The organism is Enterococcus sp. 12F9_DIV0723 (genome assembly GCF_002174375.1).
Taxonomy (GTDB): Bacteria; Bacillota; Bacilli; order Lactobacillales; family Enterococcaceae; genus Enterococcus_A; species Enterococcus_A gilvus.
Genome location: NZ_NIBK01000001.1, coordinates 1915952 through 1933765 on the forward strand (window position 1 = coordinate 1915952; position 17814 = coordinate 1933765).

Genomic DNA, 17814 nt, shown 5'->3' on the forward strand with positions numbered 1-17814 from the left:
TTCTATCCAAAATTCTCTACAATTATACCACAGTGGTAAAGGTCTAGCATAAAATAAAGCAGGAAAAAGAGCCTCAGCAACCTGAGACTCTTTAATTTTACTTATTCCGTTTTTCTGCACGAGCTGCTCTTCGGGCTGCACGCCGAGCTTCCGCCTCTGGGTCAACTTTCCGTTCACGCTTTGGCTTTGCAGCGACTGCTGCTTGCTCAACCTCCACAGTTGATCCTTCTAATTTTGCACGAATTTTTTCCTCTTGCCCTGCTAAACGAGCATAGTTATAAAAACGTGTCTGTGCATCAGTAACGGTCTTATGGTATAGACGTTGCGCATCGTCTGGTTGAATTCTTTCCAAAGCAGAGAATCGCGTTTGTTGTTTCATGAAACCAATCATCTCGTCAAAATTTGGTTTTTTATAATCCAACGTCATAGGATTTTTTCCTTTTTCACGTTGTAACGGATTGTAACGATACAATGACCAATAACCTGAATTGACTGCTTCTTTTGCTTCTTGCAGTGTTTTACTCATTCCACCACGCAAACCATGATTAATACATGGCGTATAAGCAATGATCAATGATGGTCCAGGGAATTTTTCAGCTTCCTCTAACGCTTTGATGGTTTGCATTTGGTTTGCACCAGAAGCAATTTGAGCCACATACACATTGCCGTAAGTCATCGCCATCATACCTAAGTCTTTTTTTGATTGGTATTTCCCACCAGCAGAAAACTTCGCAATAGCTGAAGCTGGCGTTGCCTTGGACGTTTGTCCACCTGTGTTGGAATAGACTTCATTATCCATTACTAAGATGTTCACGTCAGCACCACTTGCCAAAATATGGTCGATCCCACCAAAGCCAATATCATACGCCCAGCCATCTCCACCGAACATCCATTGGCTGATTTTGACAAAAAGATCTCGATTTTCGTAGATATCTGCTAGTTTAGGATCGGATAAGTCCTCCGCTTCAAGTGCTGCTGTTAATTTCGTCGCACGCTGCTGCGTTCCTTCCGATTCAAACATGTGGTCCATCCAGTCTTCCATCAACTCTCGTAAATCAACGGAAACCGTGTCTAGTACCTCATTCATTTTGTCAGCTAATTCTTTCCGTCGTGTCTGATTTGCTAAAAACATTCCGTATCCATACTCAGCGTTGTCTTCAAACAAGGAATTAGACCATGCAGGGCCTTGACCTTGCTCATTAGTTGTATATGGACTTACGGGAGCAGCAGCCCCCCATATAGAAGAACAACCTGTTGCGTTTGCGATCATCATTCGATCGCCAAACATTTGTGTCATCAATTTAACATAAGGGGTTTCCCCACAGCCTGCACAGGCGCCTGAGAATTCAAGCAGCGGTTGGTTAAATTGAGAGCCTAAAACAGAATTTGTTTTCGCTGGATTGGCTTTTTGTTTTAACGTCATAGAGAACGCCCAGTTGATCGCCTGCTCTTTTTCCTCTTCATATGGTTTCATCACTAATGCTTTCCCTTTTGCCGGACACGCTTCAACGCAAAGGCCGCAGCCTGTACAATCTTCAACAGATACTTGGATGCGATATTTCAAGCCATCAGCACCGCGCATTTCACGAACAATGTAGCCTTCTGGCGCTTCTTCCATTTCGTCATCATCTGCTAAAAATGGCCGAATCGCCGCATGTGGACAAACAAATGAACATTCGTTGCACATTGTACAACGGTCACTGATCCAATGAGGTACCTCTAAGGCAACCCCGCGTTTCTCAAATTTGGTTGTCCCCATCGGTATAGTACCATCCGTCATGCCATTGGCTACTAAATCGTTAACAGTTAGATCATTTCCCTGTTGAGAATTGATTGGTTCTACGATTTGTTCCACATATTGAGAAACAGGAGACTTGCGCACAGGATTTGGAACTTCAAGTATTTTCCATGTTTGCGGAACATCCACTTGATGCAGCAATTCAATCGTTTGGTCAATCGCTGCGATATTTTTTTCTACAATCTCCAACGATTTGCGACGGTAACTCTTATCTGCCTCATCCTTCAAAATACCTAATACTTCATCAAAAGGAATAATGCCTGTCAAACTGAAAAATGCCGTCTGCATAACTGTGTTGATGCGCGATCCGAGCCCGACATCCATCGCAAGTTTTGCTGCGTTGATAGTATAAAACTTAATGTCGTTTTCAGCGATGTAGCGTTTCATTTTCGCCGGAAGCAACGTATCAATCTGTTTATCGTTCCACATCGTATTCATTAAGAAGGTGCCGCCTGGTTTTAACCCTTTTAATAGATCATACGTATGAATATAAGCAGGCGTATGACAGGCAATAAAATCCGCACTTTCCACTAGATAGGTCGACCGGATCGGTGTATCTCCAAAGCGTAAATGTGAAACTGTTAATCCACCAGATTTTTTAGAGTCATAGCTAAAGTACCCTTGTGCATATTTATCCGTGTGATCTCCAATAATCTTAATCGCTGACTTGTTTGCACCTACTGTTCCATCCGATCCAAATCCCCAGAATTTTGCTTGGAAAGTGGTTGGATTGGTCAAATCGATAAGGCCTTTTGTCGCCAGCGACATATGAGTGACATCATCAACAATACCGATCGTAAATCTTTTTTTCGCTTCTTTTTTATCTTTTAACAGCTCATCATACACAGCGATTATTTGATCAGGTGTTACATCCTTTGAACCCAGTCCAAAACGACCGCCAATAATCTTAGGACGAACATCCGCTTCATACATCACCCCTTGGACATCCAACAAAAGTGGTTCTCCATCTGCACCCGGCTCTTTGGAGCGGTCTAAAACAGCGATCGACTTCACCGTATCAGGCAATTTTTCTAAAAAGTTTTCCGTTGGGAATGGACGATACAAATGAATGTTCAAAAACCCTACTTTACGGCCGTTTGCATTCAAGTAGTCTACTGTTTGTTCGATCGTTTGAGCGACAGAGCCCATTGCTACGATCACTTCTTCAGCATCTTCTGCACCATAATAGGTAACTAAATCATAGCTGGTTCCACGTAGTTTATTGATCTCAAACATATATTTTTGAACAATTGCAGGTAATTCGTCATAGTATTGATTAACCGTTTCCCGTTGTTGAAAATGGACATCCGGATTTTGGTTTGTCCCGCTGATCGTTGGATGATTGGGATTCATACTGCGCCTGCGGAATGCTTTCAATTTTTCTTGATCAATCAAGGGTGCCAATTCTTCGTAATCTAATACTTCAATTTTTTGAATTTCATGACTTGTACGGAACCCGTCAAAGAAGTTCATAAATGGCAGGCTGCCTTCGATTGCAGCCAAGTGAGCTACAGCAGACAGGTCCATTACTTCTTGGACGCTGCTCTCTTGCAACATAGCAAAACCCGTTTGACGAGCAGCCATTACATCGCCGTGATCCCCAAAGATATTTAGTGCATTTGTAGTTACTGCACGGCTAGCAACATGAAAAACACCCGGTAGCAATTCGCCAGCAATCTTATACATATTCGGAATCATTAGCAACAATCCCTGTGAAGCGGTATACGTCGTTGTCAATGCGCCTGTTTTTAACGCCCCATGGACGACACCAGCAGCCCCTGCTTCCGATTGCATCTCAGTGATTGACACTGGTTGACCAAATATATTCTTCTTCCCTTGTGAAGCCCATTGATCCACAAGTTCAGCCATTGTCGAGCTAGGAGTGATTGGATAAATTGCGGCTAACTCTGTAAATGCATAGGAAATATAAGCAGCAGCTGTGTTTCCATCCATCGTTTTTTTCTTACGCATAATTCTCCTCCTTTATAAAACAACTTTCTTTTTGAATAAAAAATTTCCGATTTCTTTACAATAATTAAGGATCGGCATTCTTATACTCTTTATAACAACGGATTCATTATAAACTAACTACTTTTATTTTCAATAAAGAGTTGGACCTTTTTTACTTATTTGTATGAAAAGAGTTTGTTTTCTCATTAAAATTTTGTACACTAATAAAGGAAAGGACGTGTTGTTTACATGGATATTTCTGTTATAAAAGGAAACTTAGTGAATGATTTTAATGGCATCAAAATAGGTTCAGATTCAGCGCCAAAACGATTAATCGAATTTATTAATCTGCGGTGTCCCTATTGTAAGCAGTGGTTTGAAGAATCCTATGATACGCTGAATACAGCAGTAGCTGAAGAAAAGGTTCAACGAGTAATCAAATTATTAGATAAAGATAAGACTAGTTTGCAACCTGGGAACATCATGCACGAGTATATTAGTGCAGATCCTAAAAAGACTTTAATACAGCTTCAACAAGTATTTGAAACTCAAGCAACATGGGGGAATTTAGGGCTTGAAGCAGTTGCCAAATACGCTGAGGAAACCTTGCATTTTACTCAACAAGCCAATCAAAACTTGCAAATTGAGATTCGCAACGAAGCTGAGCAAGCCAACATCAAATTTGTACCAACCATCGTTTTAGAGGAACACATCTTTGACGAATCGATTGATGAAAAAACATTACTAGCTTATATTGCTGAATAAGAAAAAAACCGTTTGAATAGAATCAAACGGTTTTTTTTCGCAAATTATCAGCGAAATCATTGATTTTACGAATTCGGTGATTGATTCCCGATTTAGAAATTGCTCCTGAGGGAATCATCTCGCCTAACTCTTTTAAACTGATTTCTGGGTTTTGAATTCTTAATTCGGCGATTTCTTGTAACTTTTCGGGTAACGATTGTAGTCCGACTGTCGTTTCAATAAAATGGATATTCTCGATCTGTTTTGATGCCGCATCGATGGTTTTATTCATATTAGCCGTCTCACAGTTGACGAGACGGTTCACAGAATTTCGCATATCCCGCACAATACGTACGTCTTCAAATTTGAGCATTGAATTCGTTGCACCTATCAATGTTAAAAAGTCGGCAATTTTCTCAGCGCCTTTTAGATAGGTGATATATCCATTTCGCCGCTCGAGCGTTCGTGCATTCAAATCAAATTGATTTAGCAAATCACATATATCTTGATTATGTTCTTCGTAAATGGAAGAAATTTCTAAATGGTACCGACTTGTTTCAGGATTATTCACCGAGCCAGATGCTAAAAAGGCTCCTCTTAAATAGGCTCGCGTTTTCTCGTCCGACTGCTTTATCTCATCGGCAATATGCGATTGAAACATTAACCCGTCCATAATATCGAGATCCAACAATATTTTCTGCGTTTCTTGCTTTAGTCTAACGATATAGACATTGTTTTTCTTTAACTTCATTTTCCGACGTACCAGCAACTCACTACGCACATCATAATGTTCTTTCAATAACGTAAATATCCGACGAGCAATCGCCGCATTCTCCGTTTGAACATTTAAAACAAACTGATGATTGCTCAAGCTGAGCGAGCCGTTCATGCGGATCAACGCAGCCAGCTCCGCTTGCGCGAGATTTCTTTGGACTGTCAGACTCGTTAATTCTTTTTTTACATCAGCTGCAAAAGACATGACGAGCCCTCCTTATTTCTTTTCTATTTTAAATCTTTGCTCCGAAAACGATTCGGAACAATTCATCCACTACTTTATCTCCGTCGTGGAACACACCGCCGTCTCTTAATTTCAAAAAGTCAGTGGAAACAACACGACAGCCTTCTTCTCTTAAGCCGTTGAAATCATGAGTAACTTGTACTAAATATTCATCATAAATCTCAGGGTCCATGTAATCTTCAGGAACCTTTTCAGTATTGACTAAAACGGTATTGATAAAGTTACTTTGGAGATGCTTATGCAGTACGCGAATATGATCTGCATCACTAAAATGTTCCGTCTCGCCTTTTTGAGTCATAATATTACAGATATAAACAACCTCGGCTTTTGTCGTACGTACAGCCTCACCTAACTCCTCAATGACAAGATTGGGCAAGATGCTTGTGAATAGTGAACCTGGACCTAAGACCACCATATCGGCTTCATGGATCGCGTGGACAACTTTGCGTGCGGCATGAACAGCCTTTTCACCATTTTTTTCAGTCACGTATACTTTTTCGATCGTCTTTCGGTCAAGAGCAATTTTAGATTCCCCAACTGCACTCGTCCCGTCATCAAAATCAGCATGCAAGACCAATGGCGTTTCAGATGAGGGATAAATATGCCCATCCACGTGCATCATCATGGAAAGTAACTGGATTGCTTCATAGGTACTATTTCGCATTTCAGATAAAGCAGCGATCAATAGATTTCCAATTGTATGGTTTGCTAAAAATTTGTCATCTTCATGAAACCGATATTGAAACAGGTCTTCATACAATTTCGGCATATCCGATAACGCCGCCAATACATTTCTTAAATCTCCTGGAGGAGCCATGTCGATCGAGTCGCGCAATTCACCGCTGCTGCCTCCATCATCCGCAACCGTTACTACAGCTGTAATGTCCGCGCTTTGGTTGCGCAAACTTTTTAAAATAACGGGAAGACCTGTGCCTCCGCCAATCACAACAATTTTTGGTTTACGGATACGGTACGTTTTCATTTTCATGAACGATTCACCGTCTCTTTCCGCTTGTCCTTGTCGCGATGCGTAATGTTCACCTTATAATTCGCATCCTTGATGGCTTTACCAACACGTTCTGTCAATGCAACGGAGCGATGCTGACCACCTGTGCACCCAATCGCAATTGTTAACGAACTTTTTCCTTCTTTAATATACCCTGGCAAGATATCCATGACCAATCGGACAAAGTTTGTGTAAAAACTCTCTGTTTCAGGAAAGGACATTACATAGTCATAAACGGGCTTATCCAATCCTGTTTGCGGACGCAACTCAGGTATATAATGCGGATTCGGCAAAAAGCGAACATCCATAACTATATCGGCATCAATCGGCAGTCCGTATTTGAATCCAAAAGAAACCACTTCAACGTGAAACCCAACGTCGTCCTGCTGCTTAAACGATTGATTGATTTTTTCTCGTAATTGTCTTGGAGTCAAATCGGTCGTATCGATCATTAACGTCGCTCGCGTCTTTAAGTCCTCCAAGATGGCTCTTTCTTTACGAATGCCTTCCGAAACCATTCCATCCATCGCAAGAGGATGCGCACGTCGTGTTTCTTTATAGCGAGAAACAAGCTCCTCATCTGAGCAATCCAAGAACAAGATACTTGTATCAATGAATCCAGTATTTTCAATTTCTATCAGCATATTTTGAATATCTTCGAAAAATGAGCGCGATCTTAAATCGACTACCAAAGCAATTTTTGTAACTTTTCCAGATTCTCGAATCAACTCCCAGAATTTGGGGATCAAACCTGGCGGCATATTATCCACGCAGAAATACCCCATATCCTCAAAACTTTGAATGGCAACTGTTTTCCCTGCGCCACTCATCCCTGTAATGACAACCAAATGTAAGCTTTCAGTCATTTGTGTCACTCCTCTCTCACTAATTAAGATACTTGTATAAAAATTTTTAGTCCCTCGTTTCTTCTTACAAAAACTGAATACTTCGAAGTTTGATTTAAGCGTTAAAAAAAGGCAATTCTCTTTTGCCTCTTAAAAATTATAACATTCCAGGCGTGTCTTTGCTACTTATTTGTCATTCTTTACCTTTTCATAAGAGAGTTGAACATGATAAAAAAACAGATCTTCTAGATAGAAGATCTGTTTTTTAATGCTAATTCAATTGTTCGGTCTGCTAATATCGATTGTGCATCAATCACGGAATAAGGGACATCTTCTGTCAGCTCTTGAACTAAAGAAAGTTCCGTACACCCTAAGACTGCATTTTGACAACCATATTTTTCAAACACATCTGAAAGAATTTCCAAGTAAAGCTCACTGTTGATAAAATCATTTTCTTTCACATCTTGATAAATCAAGTGATTCACTTTTCCTTGAAGTTCTTTATCAGGAACGAGAACTTCAAACCCCTTCGCTTCTAGCTCATTCTGATATACCTTCGCCGTTATAGTTCCTTCGGTGGCTAGAACAGCAATCTTTTCACCAGGTTGATGATGCTTTTCCACCTCTGTTACTGCTTCACGGGGCATGTGCAATAATGGAATTTCTGTTGCTCCCTGCAGCTCATCAAAGAAATAATGGGCGGTATTACATGTCAGAACTATGAAGTCAGGCTTTAATACATTCTGCTTCTTTATATCGTCTAATAAATATGGCAAAGGATTGTCTTGCTTATGATCCAAAATATACGCTGTTCGATCCGGAACGGTCGCATGATTGAACATCACATAATTTAAATACTCTTGGTCATTGTGGGCTTGAGTCCTTTGATTTAAAATCCGAATAAAACTTTCTGTCGCCATTGTTCCCATGCCGCCAAGAATACTGAAAAAATTTTCCATCTTTATCCTTCTTTCTCTTTAAAGAATAAATCAAACCGTCCTTTATATTTACTGAACATATACTTCATTAAAATCCATCGCATCAAAGACATATCCTTTTTGTAAAAGACGGTCGTCCCCCATTGATCTTTTTTGATTAGTTCTAAGGCCTTTTCTTTATCTGCATTATTCCTTGCAAACTTTTCAAATACACCTTTTGGTACACCCATCCATAACATAGAAGTTGCTGGATCAGCTTTACCATAAATCGTCTCATTAAATGGTTTCTCAAATACGCGATCCTCTGTGACATATTGCGCCAAATTAAATCCGTTTAGTGTCACAAAGAAACTGCTGCGTCCTTGACGCAAATTAATTTCAAATAATTTGTAATCGCCATCACGCGGGTCATACTTCATATCGAAATTCGCAAAACCAGTGTAATTGATTTTTTCTAAAAACTCTTTAATCGTCTGATAAATTTTTTCATTATATTCAGGCATGATTGCTACATAATTCCCAATTGCTTCCGGTGAAGGGTCTTCTAAAAGAGGGTGCCCTAAACACATCATGCGCACTTGATGATCTTTATCAACATAGGCATTTAACACACGCATATGACTGTCATCACCCGGAATAAAGTCTTGAGCAATCATTTCACTAGTATAACCCGCCTCATAAATACGCTCTATGATAGTATCAAACTCATCTCGAGTGTCTAAAATAAACGCTTTTTTACGACCTTCGAAGTCCACAGACAGCCATTCCACACTATTCGCAGGCTTCAATGCGACAGGAAAGTCAAACGGCAAATCTTGTTTTAATTTTCCAGCCTCAAGCATATCTCCAGTGATTATAAATGTGTTTGGATAAGGCAACTCGTATTTTTCGCAGATTTCATAAAAGCTCACTTTACTGATTAAACGTTGCAACAAATCGAAATCAATATAAGGGCAGATAAACCACTCAGAAAGTTCTTCTTTATGCTGTGAAACTAACTCTGCATACCCATCACCACAAGCAATCAGTAAATATTTCGTATTTGGGTCGTTATACGTATTTTTCCCTAACTCACGCATTCGTTCAATAAATACAGGATCTTTATCAAATCCTGGTACAACGTGTACATTTACAATTTTACTATATTTTGTCGGCGCCAGTTGCAAGCCGGCATAAGCCTCAGAAACAATTCCATAGGCTTCATGAAAAGAACGTGACATACCATAAACGTTGATGTCGCTTCCTAACAAAATTGGAACAAATTTTTGTTTTTCATTCATATTCTCTTACACCTTCTCATTCTAAATCAACGATAATCATACCATAAAGAAAAATGCAAGCAAAGGAGAATCCTTTGCTTGCATCACGCTTTATCAGTTATTTATTTTTTAAGACGCGCTTTAAGTAATATCCGGTATAACTTTCTTCTACTTCCGCGATTTCTTCTGGAGTTCCTGTAGCTAAAACAGTCCCTCCGCCATCGCCGCCTTCTGGCCCAAGATCGATCACATAATCCGCTGACTTGATCACATCCAAGTTATGTTCAATAACAAGAACGGTATTTCCAGCATCTACAAATCGTTCCAAAACTTTTAACAGACGTGCAATATCATCTGTGTGCAATCCAGTTGTGGGTTCATCTAAAATATAGAAATTTTTCCCGTTAGAATTCTTATGCAACTCACTAGCTAGTTTCATCCGTTGCGCTTCCCCGCCAGATAATGTGGTTGCCGGTTGCCCCATAGTGACATAACCCAAACCAACATCGACGATTGTTTGTAGTTTGCGATGGATTTTAGGAATATGTTTAAAGAATTCGACTGCATCTTCTACCGTCATTTCTAAGATATCGGCAATGTTCTTTCCTTTATAATGTACTTCTAACGTTTCAGAGTTATAGCGTTTCCCATGACAAACTTCACATGGCACGTAAACGTCTGGTAAAAAGTGCATTTCAATTTTGATGATCCCATCGCCACGACAAGCTTCACAGCGTCCGCCTTTGACATTAAAGCTGAAACGTCCTTTTTTGTAGCCGCGGATTTTCGCTTCATTTGTTTGTGCAAACAAATCGCGAATATCATCAAATACACTTGTATAGGTCGCTGGATTACTCCGTGGCGTTCGTCCAATCGGGCTTTGATCAATATCTACCAACTTCTCAATCGTTTTATAGCCAGTGATTTTCTTGTATTTTCCTGGTTTATTAGAGTTGCGATTCAATTTTTGAGCAAGTGCCTTTTTGAGAATTTGGTTGACTAACGTTGATTTTCCTGAACCGGAAACCCCTGTCACTGCAACAAATTTTCCTAGTGGGAACTCTACATCGATGTTCTTCAAATTATTCTCTGTCGCTCCGGTGACCTTGATCTTTTTGCCGTTGCCCTTACGTCGTTCTTTTGGAACAGCGATTTCCCGTTTTCCAGATAAATACTGTCCCGTCAAAGAGTTTGGATTGTTCTCAACTTCTTGAGGAGTACCAGCAGCGACAATTTCACCACCTTGATCGCCAGCGCCCGGACCGACATCAATTAGATAATCAGCTGCACGCATCGTATCTTCGTCATGCTCGACTACGATCAACGTGTTTCCTAGATCACGCATCTTCTTCAGCGAATCAATCAATCGATCATTGTCTCGTTGATGCAGGCCGATGGAAGGTTCATCTAAAATGTAAAGAACGCCAGATAAATTTGAACCAATTTGAGTAGCTAAACGGATACGTTGTGCTTCACCACCAGATAAAGTCCCAGAAGCCCGACTTAATGTCAGATAATCCAGACCCACATTTCGCAGGAAGCTCAGACGATCTCCGATTTCTTTTAAAATTGGTTTAGCGATTACCTTTTCTTGTTCGCTTAAAGCAACTGTTTCAAAAAAGTCCAGTGCGCCATTGATCGAGTCTTCGCTCACTTGACCGATATTCTCGCCATTGATTTGCACAGACAAAGCTTGAGGGTTCAAACGATACCCGTGACACGTCTGGCAAGTCAATTCTGTCATATATAAACGCATTTGATCACGAGTGAAATCACTATTTGTCTCCGCGTAACGACGATTGATGTTATTGATGATACCTTCAAAAGGAACTTCAACATCCCGTACACCGCCGAAATCATTTTCATAATGAAAATGAAAGTTCTCGCCATTTGAACCATTCAAAATAATCTCTTGGTGCTCTTTGGGCAAATCTTCAAAGGCAGTATCCATATCAATCCCGAAGCTTAGGCAAGCTTGCTCTAGCATTTGAGGATAGTACTGTGAGCTGATTGGGTTCCACGGAATCAACGCCCCTTCTCGCAAGGTCTTGCTTGGATCTGGAATAACAAGATCCATATCCACTTCTAGTTTCACACCTAGTCCGTCACAATCAGGACAAGCCCCAAATGGCGCGTTAAATGAGAACAGTCGAGGTTCAAGTTCGCCAACCGTAAAGCCACAATAAGGACAAGCATAATGTTCACTGAAGAGCATTTCCTTTTCACCAATAACATCAACCACAGCGTAGCCTTCTGCTAACCGCAAAGCGGCTTCAAAGGAATCAAACAAGCGTGAGCGAATGCCTTCCTTGACAACGATTCGGTCGATAATGATTTCAATGTCATGCTTTTTATTTTTCGTTAATTCGGGTGCATCGGAAACATCATACAACTCACCATCGACACGCATCCGAACGTACCCTTCCCGTTGAATCATTTCAAATACTTTTTTATGCTGCCCTTTTTTCTTAGCGACAACAGGTGCTAAAATTTGAATTTTCGTACGTTCCGGCAATTCTAAAACCTTGTCTACCATTTGTTCAACGGATTGTGAAGTAATCTCAATATGATCATTTGGACAAATAGGATGACCCACACGTGCATAAAGCAGACGTAGATAATCATTGATCTCAGTTACTGTACCAACAGTTGACCGCGGATTTTTACTTGTGGTTTTTTGGTCAATAGAGATTGCGGGACTTAGACCGTCAATGCTGTCAACATCAGGCTTATCCATTTGACCCAAAAATTGACGTGCATAAGCAGATAAGCTTTCTACATAGCGACGCTGACCTTCTGCGTATAACGTATCAAAGGCCAGTGAGCTTTTTCCAGAACCAGACAAACCAGTAACAACCACCATTTTGTCACGAGGAATCGTCACATCAACATTTTTTAAATTATGAGCACGCGCTCCATGAATTACTATCTTATCATTCGCCATTTATTTCTCCTATTTCAATTTACTGCATCCACTTCTTCTGAACAAAAAGAGGATGTTCTCATTTATTAATATTACTATTCCACTTTTTACGACCGCTTGAATACCGGTGCAAAAAGTGGAATTAGAATACTCTTACGAATCAATTTTGTCTATTCTGCTGCTTTGAGTTCTAAAATCGTATCACGTAAAGTCGCAGCCGTTTCAAAATCAAGTGTTTTGGCGGCTTCACGCATTTCATCTTCCATCTTCGCAATCAGTTCTTTACGTTCCGATTTTGATAGTTCCTCAAAGGATGTCGCATCGTATTTTTCCGTTTCCTCAGCGACTTTACTAATTGAGATCAAATCACGAATCTCTTTAATGATCGTCTTCGGCTCAATGTCGTGTTCCTCGTTATATTGCTGCTGAATTCCACGACGACGGGATGTCTCATCCATCGCCCGCTGCATTGAATCCGTGATCTTATCGGCATACATAATTACTCTGCCTTCTGAATTACGGGCAGCACGTCCGATCGTTTGTACTAATGACCGCTCACTACGTAAGAAGCCTTCTTTGTCGGCATCTAATATCGCAACCAATGAAACTTCAGGAACATCAAGCCCTTCACGTAAAAGATTGATACCGACAAGCACATCGAATTTTCCTAAACGAAGGTCCCGTATAATTTCAGTCCGTTCCAAAGTCTTTATATCGCTGTGAAGGTATTTGACTTTAATCCCCAACTCTTTGAAGTAGTCTGTCAAATCTTCAGACATTTTCTTTGTCAAAGTCGTAACAAAGACTCGTTCATTCCGTTCTGAACGTTCGTTGATTTCTCCAACTAAGTCATCAATTTGACCCATGATCGGTCTTACTTCAATGACTGGGTCTAATAAACCTGTTGGACGAATGATTTGTTCTACTACTGTATCCGTCTGCTCGTGTTCATAAGGCCCTGGAGTGGCTGAAACATAAACGATCTGGTTCACCCGTTCTTCAAATTCCTCTAAGCGCAATGGACGGTTGTCCAAGGCTGAAGGCAATCGAAACCCATAATCTACAAGCATCTGCTTACGCGCACGGTCTCCGTTGTACATTCCACGGACCTGAGGCATCGTAACATGGGATTCATCGACTACTAATAGGAAGTCTTCTGGAAAGAAGTCGATCAAGGTATAGGGCGGCTCGCCTTCTTTACGCCCATCCATATGACGTGAGTAGTTTTCGATCCCTGAGGTATACCCCATTTCCCGCAACATCTCAATGTCATAATTAGTGCGTTGTTCCAAGCGTTGTGCTTCCAACAGTTTATTCTCGTTGCGAAGAACCTCTAAACGTTCAGCTAGCTCTTTTTGAATATTGCTGATTGCCACTTCCATGTGACCTTCATTGGTTAAAAAGTGGGTCGCGGGGAAAATGGCGACATGTTCTGTTTCGCCTGTGATTTCCCCCGTCAAAGCGTCAACTTCTCGAATTCGCTCAATTTCGTCTCCAAAAAATTCGACACGTAAAGCGCGCTCGTCACGTGATGCTGGGAAGATCTCCACGACATCCCCACGAACACGAAAGCGACCACGTTGAAAATCAATATCATTTCTCTCGAATTGAATATCAATCAAATTGCGCAGCAATTGATTTCGGTCCATTTCCATCCCCACGCGTAATGAAACTACTTGCTCTAAGTATTCCTTCGGTGAACCTAAACCAAAGATACATGAGACGGAAGCGACGACGATGACATCATTTCTTTCAAGCAATGAACTTGTTGCCGAATGTCGCAGCTTATCGATCTCATCATTAATACTTGAATCCTTTTCTATATACGTATCACTAGAAGGCACGTAAGCCTCGGGTTGATAATAATCATAGTAACTCACGAAATACTCCACCGCGTTGTTAGGAAAGAATTCTTTAAATTCCCCGTATAATTGTCCAGCCAATGTTTTATTGTGGGCAATTATCAAAGTGGGCTTATTTACATCCTTTATAACATTCGATATCGTATACGTCTTCCCTGTACCGGTAGCACCTAAAAGGATTTGTGCCTTTTTACCGCCAACGACTCCTTCAGCTAATTGTGAAATGGCCTCAGGCTGATCGCCAGCAGGCTGATATTTTGAATGAAGGTCGAACGTATTGTCCATCATTCTTTCAATCATACAAAATCCCCCTTTTTTGATTTAAATAAGCAATTATTTTCCATCAAAAATTATAGCATACCGAACATATTTTCGCCATTTATTGTTCTTACCATAAGAAGTTCTTAAAAAGCATCATGTTAGCTTTTTTAACATACCATGTTATGAATATTTCGCTTTTTTTCTATCTCACAATGAACCTACTTGTATTTTATCCTTAAACTAACATATAATAAACAAACGATAAGTAATTAGGAGGATAATTATGAGAAAAACCAAATTAATTCCATTTGTTGTTTTCTTAATGGCAAGTCTATTCACACTTGGCTTTGCCAGCAAGACACATGCTGCGGAAAAAACATATAAAATCGGGACGGATTTAACCTTCGCCCCGTTTGAATTTCAAAACTCAGATGGTGAATACGTGGGGATCGACGTTGATTTACTGAATCAAATTGCGAAAGATCAAAATTTTAAAGTGGATCTGCGTCCATTGGGCTTCGACAGTTCAATCCAAGGAGTACAGTCTGATCAATTGGACGGTATGATTGCCGGAATGAGCATCACGGATGAGCGCAAAAAAACATTTGATTTTTCAGATCCTTATTTCGACAGCGGTATTCAAATGGCTGTTAAAAACGATAACAAAGATATCAAAGGGTACGATGACTTAAAAGGAAAAACAGTTGCTGCGAAAATTGGGACAGAAAGTGCCACATTTTTAAATAACAATAAAGATAAATACGGTTATGAGGTCAAGCAGTACGAAGCCGCAGACGCTATGTATAATGCATTGACTAACGGGAATGTGGAAGCTATCTTCGATGACTACCCTGTTCTCGGCTACGCTGTAACGAATGGCCAGCCCTTTAAATTAATTGGTGATCCAGAAAAAGGCAGTTCCTACGGTTTCGCCGTTAAAAAAGGTGAAAATAAAGAATTGTTGGAAAAATTCAATAAAGGCTTAAAAGACTTAAAAGCGAATGGCGAGTACGATAAAATCGTCAGCAAATACATCTCTACCGGTTCAGGTGATAAAGCCGCATCTGGTGACATGAAGAAAATCGAACCTAAAAAGGATGTTTATGTTATTGCCAGTGATTCCGCCTTTGCTCCTTTTGAATATAAGGACAGCGATGGTGAGTACAAGGGAATCGATGTCGACTTGTTGAAACGTGCCGCAGATCTTCAAGGCTTCAAATTAGATATGAAATTCATTGGCTTCTCTTCTGCGATGCAAGCCTTAGAATCTGGTCAAGCAGATGGTATGATCGCTGGAATGACTATTACGGACGAACGAAAAGCCAATTATGATTTTTCTGACCCCTACTTCCAAAGCGGCATTCAATTAGCCGTTGCGAAAGACGATAACGATATTAAAGCCTACAAAGATCTAAAAGGAAAAACTGTAGGCGCAAAAGTGGGCACTGAGAGTGCTGATTTCTTAGAAGCACATAAGGATGAGTATGGCTACACGATCAAGAGCTTCGATGCCGCTGATCAGTTGTATGATGCTTTGAAAGTTGGATCAATCGACGCCATGATGGACGATTATCCAGTAATCGGCTACGCTGTGAAGCAAGGCCAAGCGTTAAAAACACCAATTAAACGTGAAGTCGGCGGAGAATATGGCTTTGCCGTGAAGAAAGGTGAAAATCCTGAACTTCGCGAAATGTTTACTGAAGCATTGAAAGAAATGAAACGTACCGGTGAATACGATGAAATCGTCAATAAATACATCGGCTCCGGTCAGGAAGAAAAGAAAGACGCGGTGGACGAATCCACGATTACCGGATTGTTGAAAAACAATTATAAATCGTTGTTAGAAGGTTTATGGAAAACAATCGTATTAGCATTAGTATCGTTTGCTTTAGCCTTAGTTTTAGGAGTGATCTTTGGGTTGTTCCGTGTATCCCCTGTACGTGGGTTGCGTTTGCTAGCGGGTGTTTATATCGATATTATCCGTGGTATTCCAATGATGGTACTGGCCTTCTTTATTTTCTTCGGCTTACCAGGGATCACAGGAATCAAAATTCCTGACTTCGCAGCCGGGATCATCACCTTAACCTTAAATGCTAGTGCATATATCGCGGAAATCGTACGTGGCGGTATCAATGCCGTTCCGGTCGGTCAAATGGAAGCTTCACGTAGTTTAGGTTTGTCGTACAATCGGACAATGCAAAAAATTATTTTACCGCAAGCTGTAAAAATCATGATCCCTTCTTTCATCAATCAGTTTGTTATCAGTTTGAAAGATACGACGATCATTTCAGCAATCGGCGTGGTAGAATTGCTGCAAACCGGTAAGATCATCGTTGCACGTACAACACAAAGCTCTTACGTTTACTTGATCATTGCAATCATGTACTTAATCTTGATCACGATCTTGACTAAGTTAGCGAATCGTTTAGATAAGAAGGTGAAATAGATGGAAAAGAATGCAGGCAATAAAATCGTTGTAAATCATTTAGTTAAAAAATTCGGCGACAACACTGTTTTAAATGACTTAAATATCACTATCAGTGAAGGTGAAGTCGTATGTATCATCGGTCCATCTGGTTCCGGGAAAAGTACCTTTTTACGCTGTATGAACCATTTGGAAGAACCGACATCTGGCGAGATCATCATTGACGGACAAGACCTGACGGACAAACATACAGATATCAACTTGGTGCGTCAGCATATCGGTATGGTATTCCAGCATTTCAACTTGTTCCCTCACCTGACTGTTTTGGAAAACATTACGTTGGCTCCCCTTGATCTAAAGGGTGAATCAAAAGACGCAGCACAAAAACGCGGTGTTGAATTGCTGAAGCAAGTAGGTTTAGCTGAGAAGAAAGATGATTATCCAGATAGCCTTTCGGGTGGTCAAAAGCAACGTGTGGCTATTGCTCGTGCGTTGGCGATGAATCCTGATGTGATGCTGTTTGATGAACCGACTTCCGCTCTTGACCCAGAAATGGTTGGCGATGTTTTGAAGGTTATGAAGGACTTGGCACTGCAAGGTATGACCATGGTCATCGTAACCCATGAAATGGGTTTTGCTAAAGAAGTGGCTGACCGTGTCATCTTTACCGATGGTGGAAAAATCTTAGAAGATGGGACACCAGAACAAGTCTTCAATAATCCCCACAACCCAAGAACACAAGACTTCTTGAACAAAGTCTTGAATATTTAAAAAAGGCCCGTGAA

At 40.6% G+C, this 17814-nt stretch carries 11 protein-coding genes; 3 read left to right on the top strand and 8 right to left on the bottom strand.

The annotated features are described in order from the left end of the window. Positions 1–97 precede the first annotated feature (97 nt). Entirely contained in the window at positions 98–3769 is a 3672-nt protein-coding gene (gene nifJ / locus A5868_RS09055) for a pyruvate:ferredoxin (flavodoxin) oxidoreductase (RefSeq protein ID WP_086303693.1), read from the bottom strand. Between the two features lie 228 nt (positions 3770–3997). Between nifJ and A5868_RS09060 the strand changes: the two genes are divergently transcribed. After that, on the top strand, positions 3998–4513 hold the full coding sequence (locus A5868_RS09060) for a thioredoxin domain-containing protein (RefSeq protein WP_086303692.1): 516 nt from the start codon (positions 3998–4000) through the stop codon (positions 4511–4513). Positions 4514–4535: 22 nt separating this feature from the next. Here the strand turns inward: A5868_RS09060 and whiA are convergent, their stop codons facing one another. From whiA to uvrB, 7 genes are all read right to left on the bottom strand, one after another. Further along, complete coding sequence (gene whiA / locus A5868_RS09065) at positions 4536–5471, bottom strand: DNA-binding protein WhiA (protein WP_010780606.1); 936 nt, start codon at positions 5469–5471, stop codon at positions 4536–4538. 28 nt (positions 5472–5499) lie between these two features. Next, positions 5500–6498 carry a gluconeogenesis factor YvcK family protein gene (locus A5868_RS09070; RefSeq protein WP_010780605.1) on the bottom strand — a complete coding sequence of 333 codons (999 nt, stop codon included), beginning with the start codon at positions 6496–6498 and terminating at the stop codon, positions 5500–5502. Next, positions 6495–7382 (bottom strand): RNase adapter RapZ, encoded by an 888-nt coding sequence (gene rapZ / locus A5868_RS09075; RefSeq protein WP_010780604.1) that lies wholly within the window; start codon positions 7380–7382, stop codon positions 6495–6497. The genes A5868_RS09070 and rapZ overlap by 4 nt, the downstream gene beginning before the upstream one ends. Before the next feature lie 224 nt (positions 7383–7606). After that, positions 7607–8320, bottom strand: a complete 714-nt coding sequence (locus tag A5868_RS09080) for an amino acid racemase (RefSeq protein WP_086303691.1) — start codon at positions 8318–8320, stop codon at positions 7607–7609. Positions 8321–8322: 2 nt separating this feature from the next. Continuing rightward, positions 8323–9579 carry a carboxylate--amine ligase gene (locus A5868_RS09085; protein WP_086303690.1) on the bottom strand — a complete coding sequence of 419 codons (1257 nt, stop codon included), beginning with the start codon at positions 9577–9579 and terminating at the stop codon, positions 8323–8325. A gap of 97 nt (positions 9580–9676) precedes the next feature. Beyond that, positions 9677–12502 carry an excinuclease ABC subunit UvrA gene (gene uvrA / locus A5868_RS09090; protein WP_086303689.1) on the bottom strand — a complete coding sequence of 942 codons (2826 nt, stop codon included), beginning with the start codon at positions 12500–12502 and terminating at the stop codon, positions 9677–9679. Positions 12503–12651: 149 nt separating this feature from the next. Next, positions 12652–14643, bottom strand: coding sequence for an excinuclease ABC subunit UvrB (gene uvrB / locus A5868_RS09095; RefSeq protein WP_086303688.1), 1992 nt, complete (start codon positions 14641–14643; stop codon positions 12652–12654). Between the two features lie 244 nt (positions 14644–14887). Here uvrB and A5868_RS09100 point away from each other — a divergent pair, with 244 nt between their 5' ends. Together A5868_RS09100 and A5868_RS09105 are read left to right on the top strand one after the other, a co-directional pair. Next, positions 14888–17050, top strand: a complete 2163-nt coding sequence (locus tag A5868_RS09100) for an amino acid ABC transporter substrate-binding protein/permease (protein ID WP_010780599.1) — start codon at positions 14888–14890, stop codon at positions 17048–17050. Continuing rightward, positions 17051–17800: an amino acid ABC transporter ATP-binding protein gene (locus tag A5868_RS09105; RefSeq protein WP_010780598.1), complete on the top strand. Its 750-nt coding sequence runs from the start codon at positions 17051–17053 to the stop codon at positions 17798–17800. Positions 17801–17814 lie beyond the last annotated feature (14 nt).

Excerpts from the sequence above, each read along its gene's own strand:
- whiA (WP_010780606.1), bottom strand. The coding sequence starts at position 5,471 with ATGTCTTTTGCAGCTGATGTAAAAAAAGAATTAACGAGTCTGACAGTC.
- uvrB (WP_086303688.1), bottom strand. The coding sequence starts at position 14,643 with ATGATTGAAAGAATGATGGACAATACGTTCGACCTTCATTCAAAATAT.
- A5868_RS09060 (WP_086303692.1), top strand. The coding sequence starts at position 3,998 with ATGGATATTTCTGTTATAAAAGGAAACTTAGTGAATGATTTTAATGGC.
- rapZ (WP_010780604.1), bottom strand. The coding sequence starts at position 7,382 with ATGACTGAAAGCTTACATTTGGTTGTCATTACAGGGATGAGTGGCGCA.
- nifJ (WP_086303693.1), bottom strand. The coding sequence starts at position 3,769 with ATGCGTAAGAAAAAAACGATGGATGGAAACACAGCTGCTGCTTATATT.
- A5868_RS09085 (WP_086303690.1), bottom strand. The coding sequence starts at position 9,579 with ATGAATGAAAAACAAAAATTTGTTCCAATTTTGTTAGGAAGCGACATC.
- uvrA (WP_086303689.1), bottom strand. The coding sequence starts at position 12,502 with ATGGCGAATGATAAGATAGTAATTCATGGAGCGCGTGCTCATAATTTA.
- A5868_RS09070 (WP_010780605.1), bottom strand. The coding sequence starts at position 6,498 with ATGAAAATGAAAACGTACCGTATCCGTAAACCAAAAATTGTTGTGATT.
- A5868_RS09100 (WP_010780599.1), top strand. The coding sequence starts at position 14,888 with ATGAGAAAAACCAAATTAATTCCATTTGTTGTTTTCTTAATGGCAAGT.
- A5868_RS09105 (WP_010780598.1), top strand. The coding sequence starts at position 17,051 with ATGGAAAAGAATGCAGGCAATAAAATCGTTGTAAATCATTTAGTTAAA.
- A5868_RS09080 (WP_086303691.1), bottom strand. The coding sequence starts at position 8,320 with ATGGAAAATTTTTTCAGTATTCTTGGCGGCATGGGAACAATGGCGACA.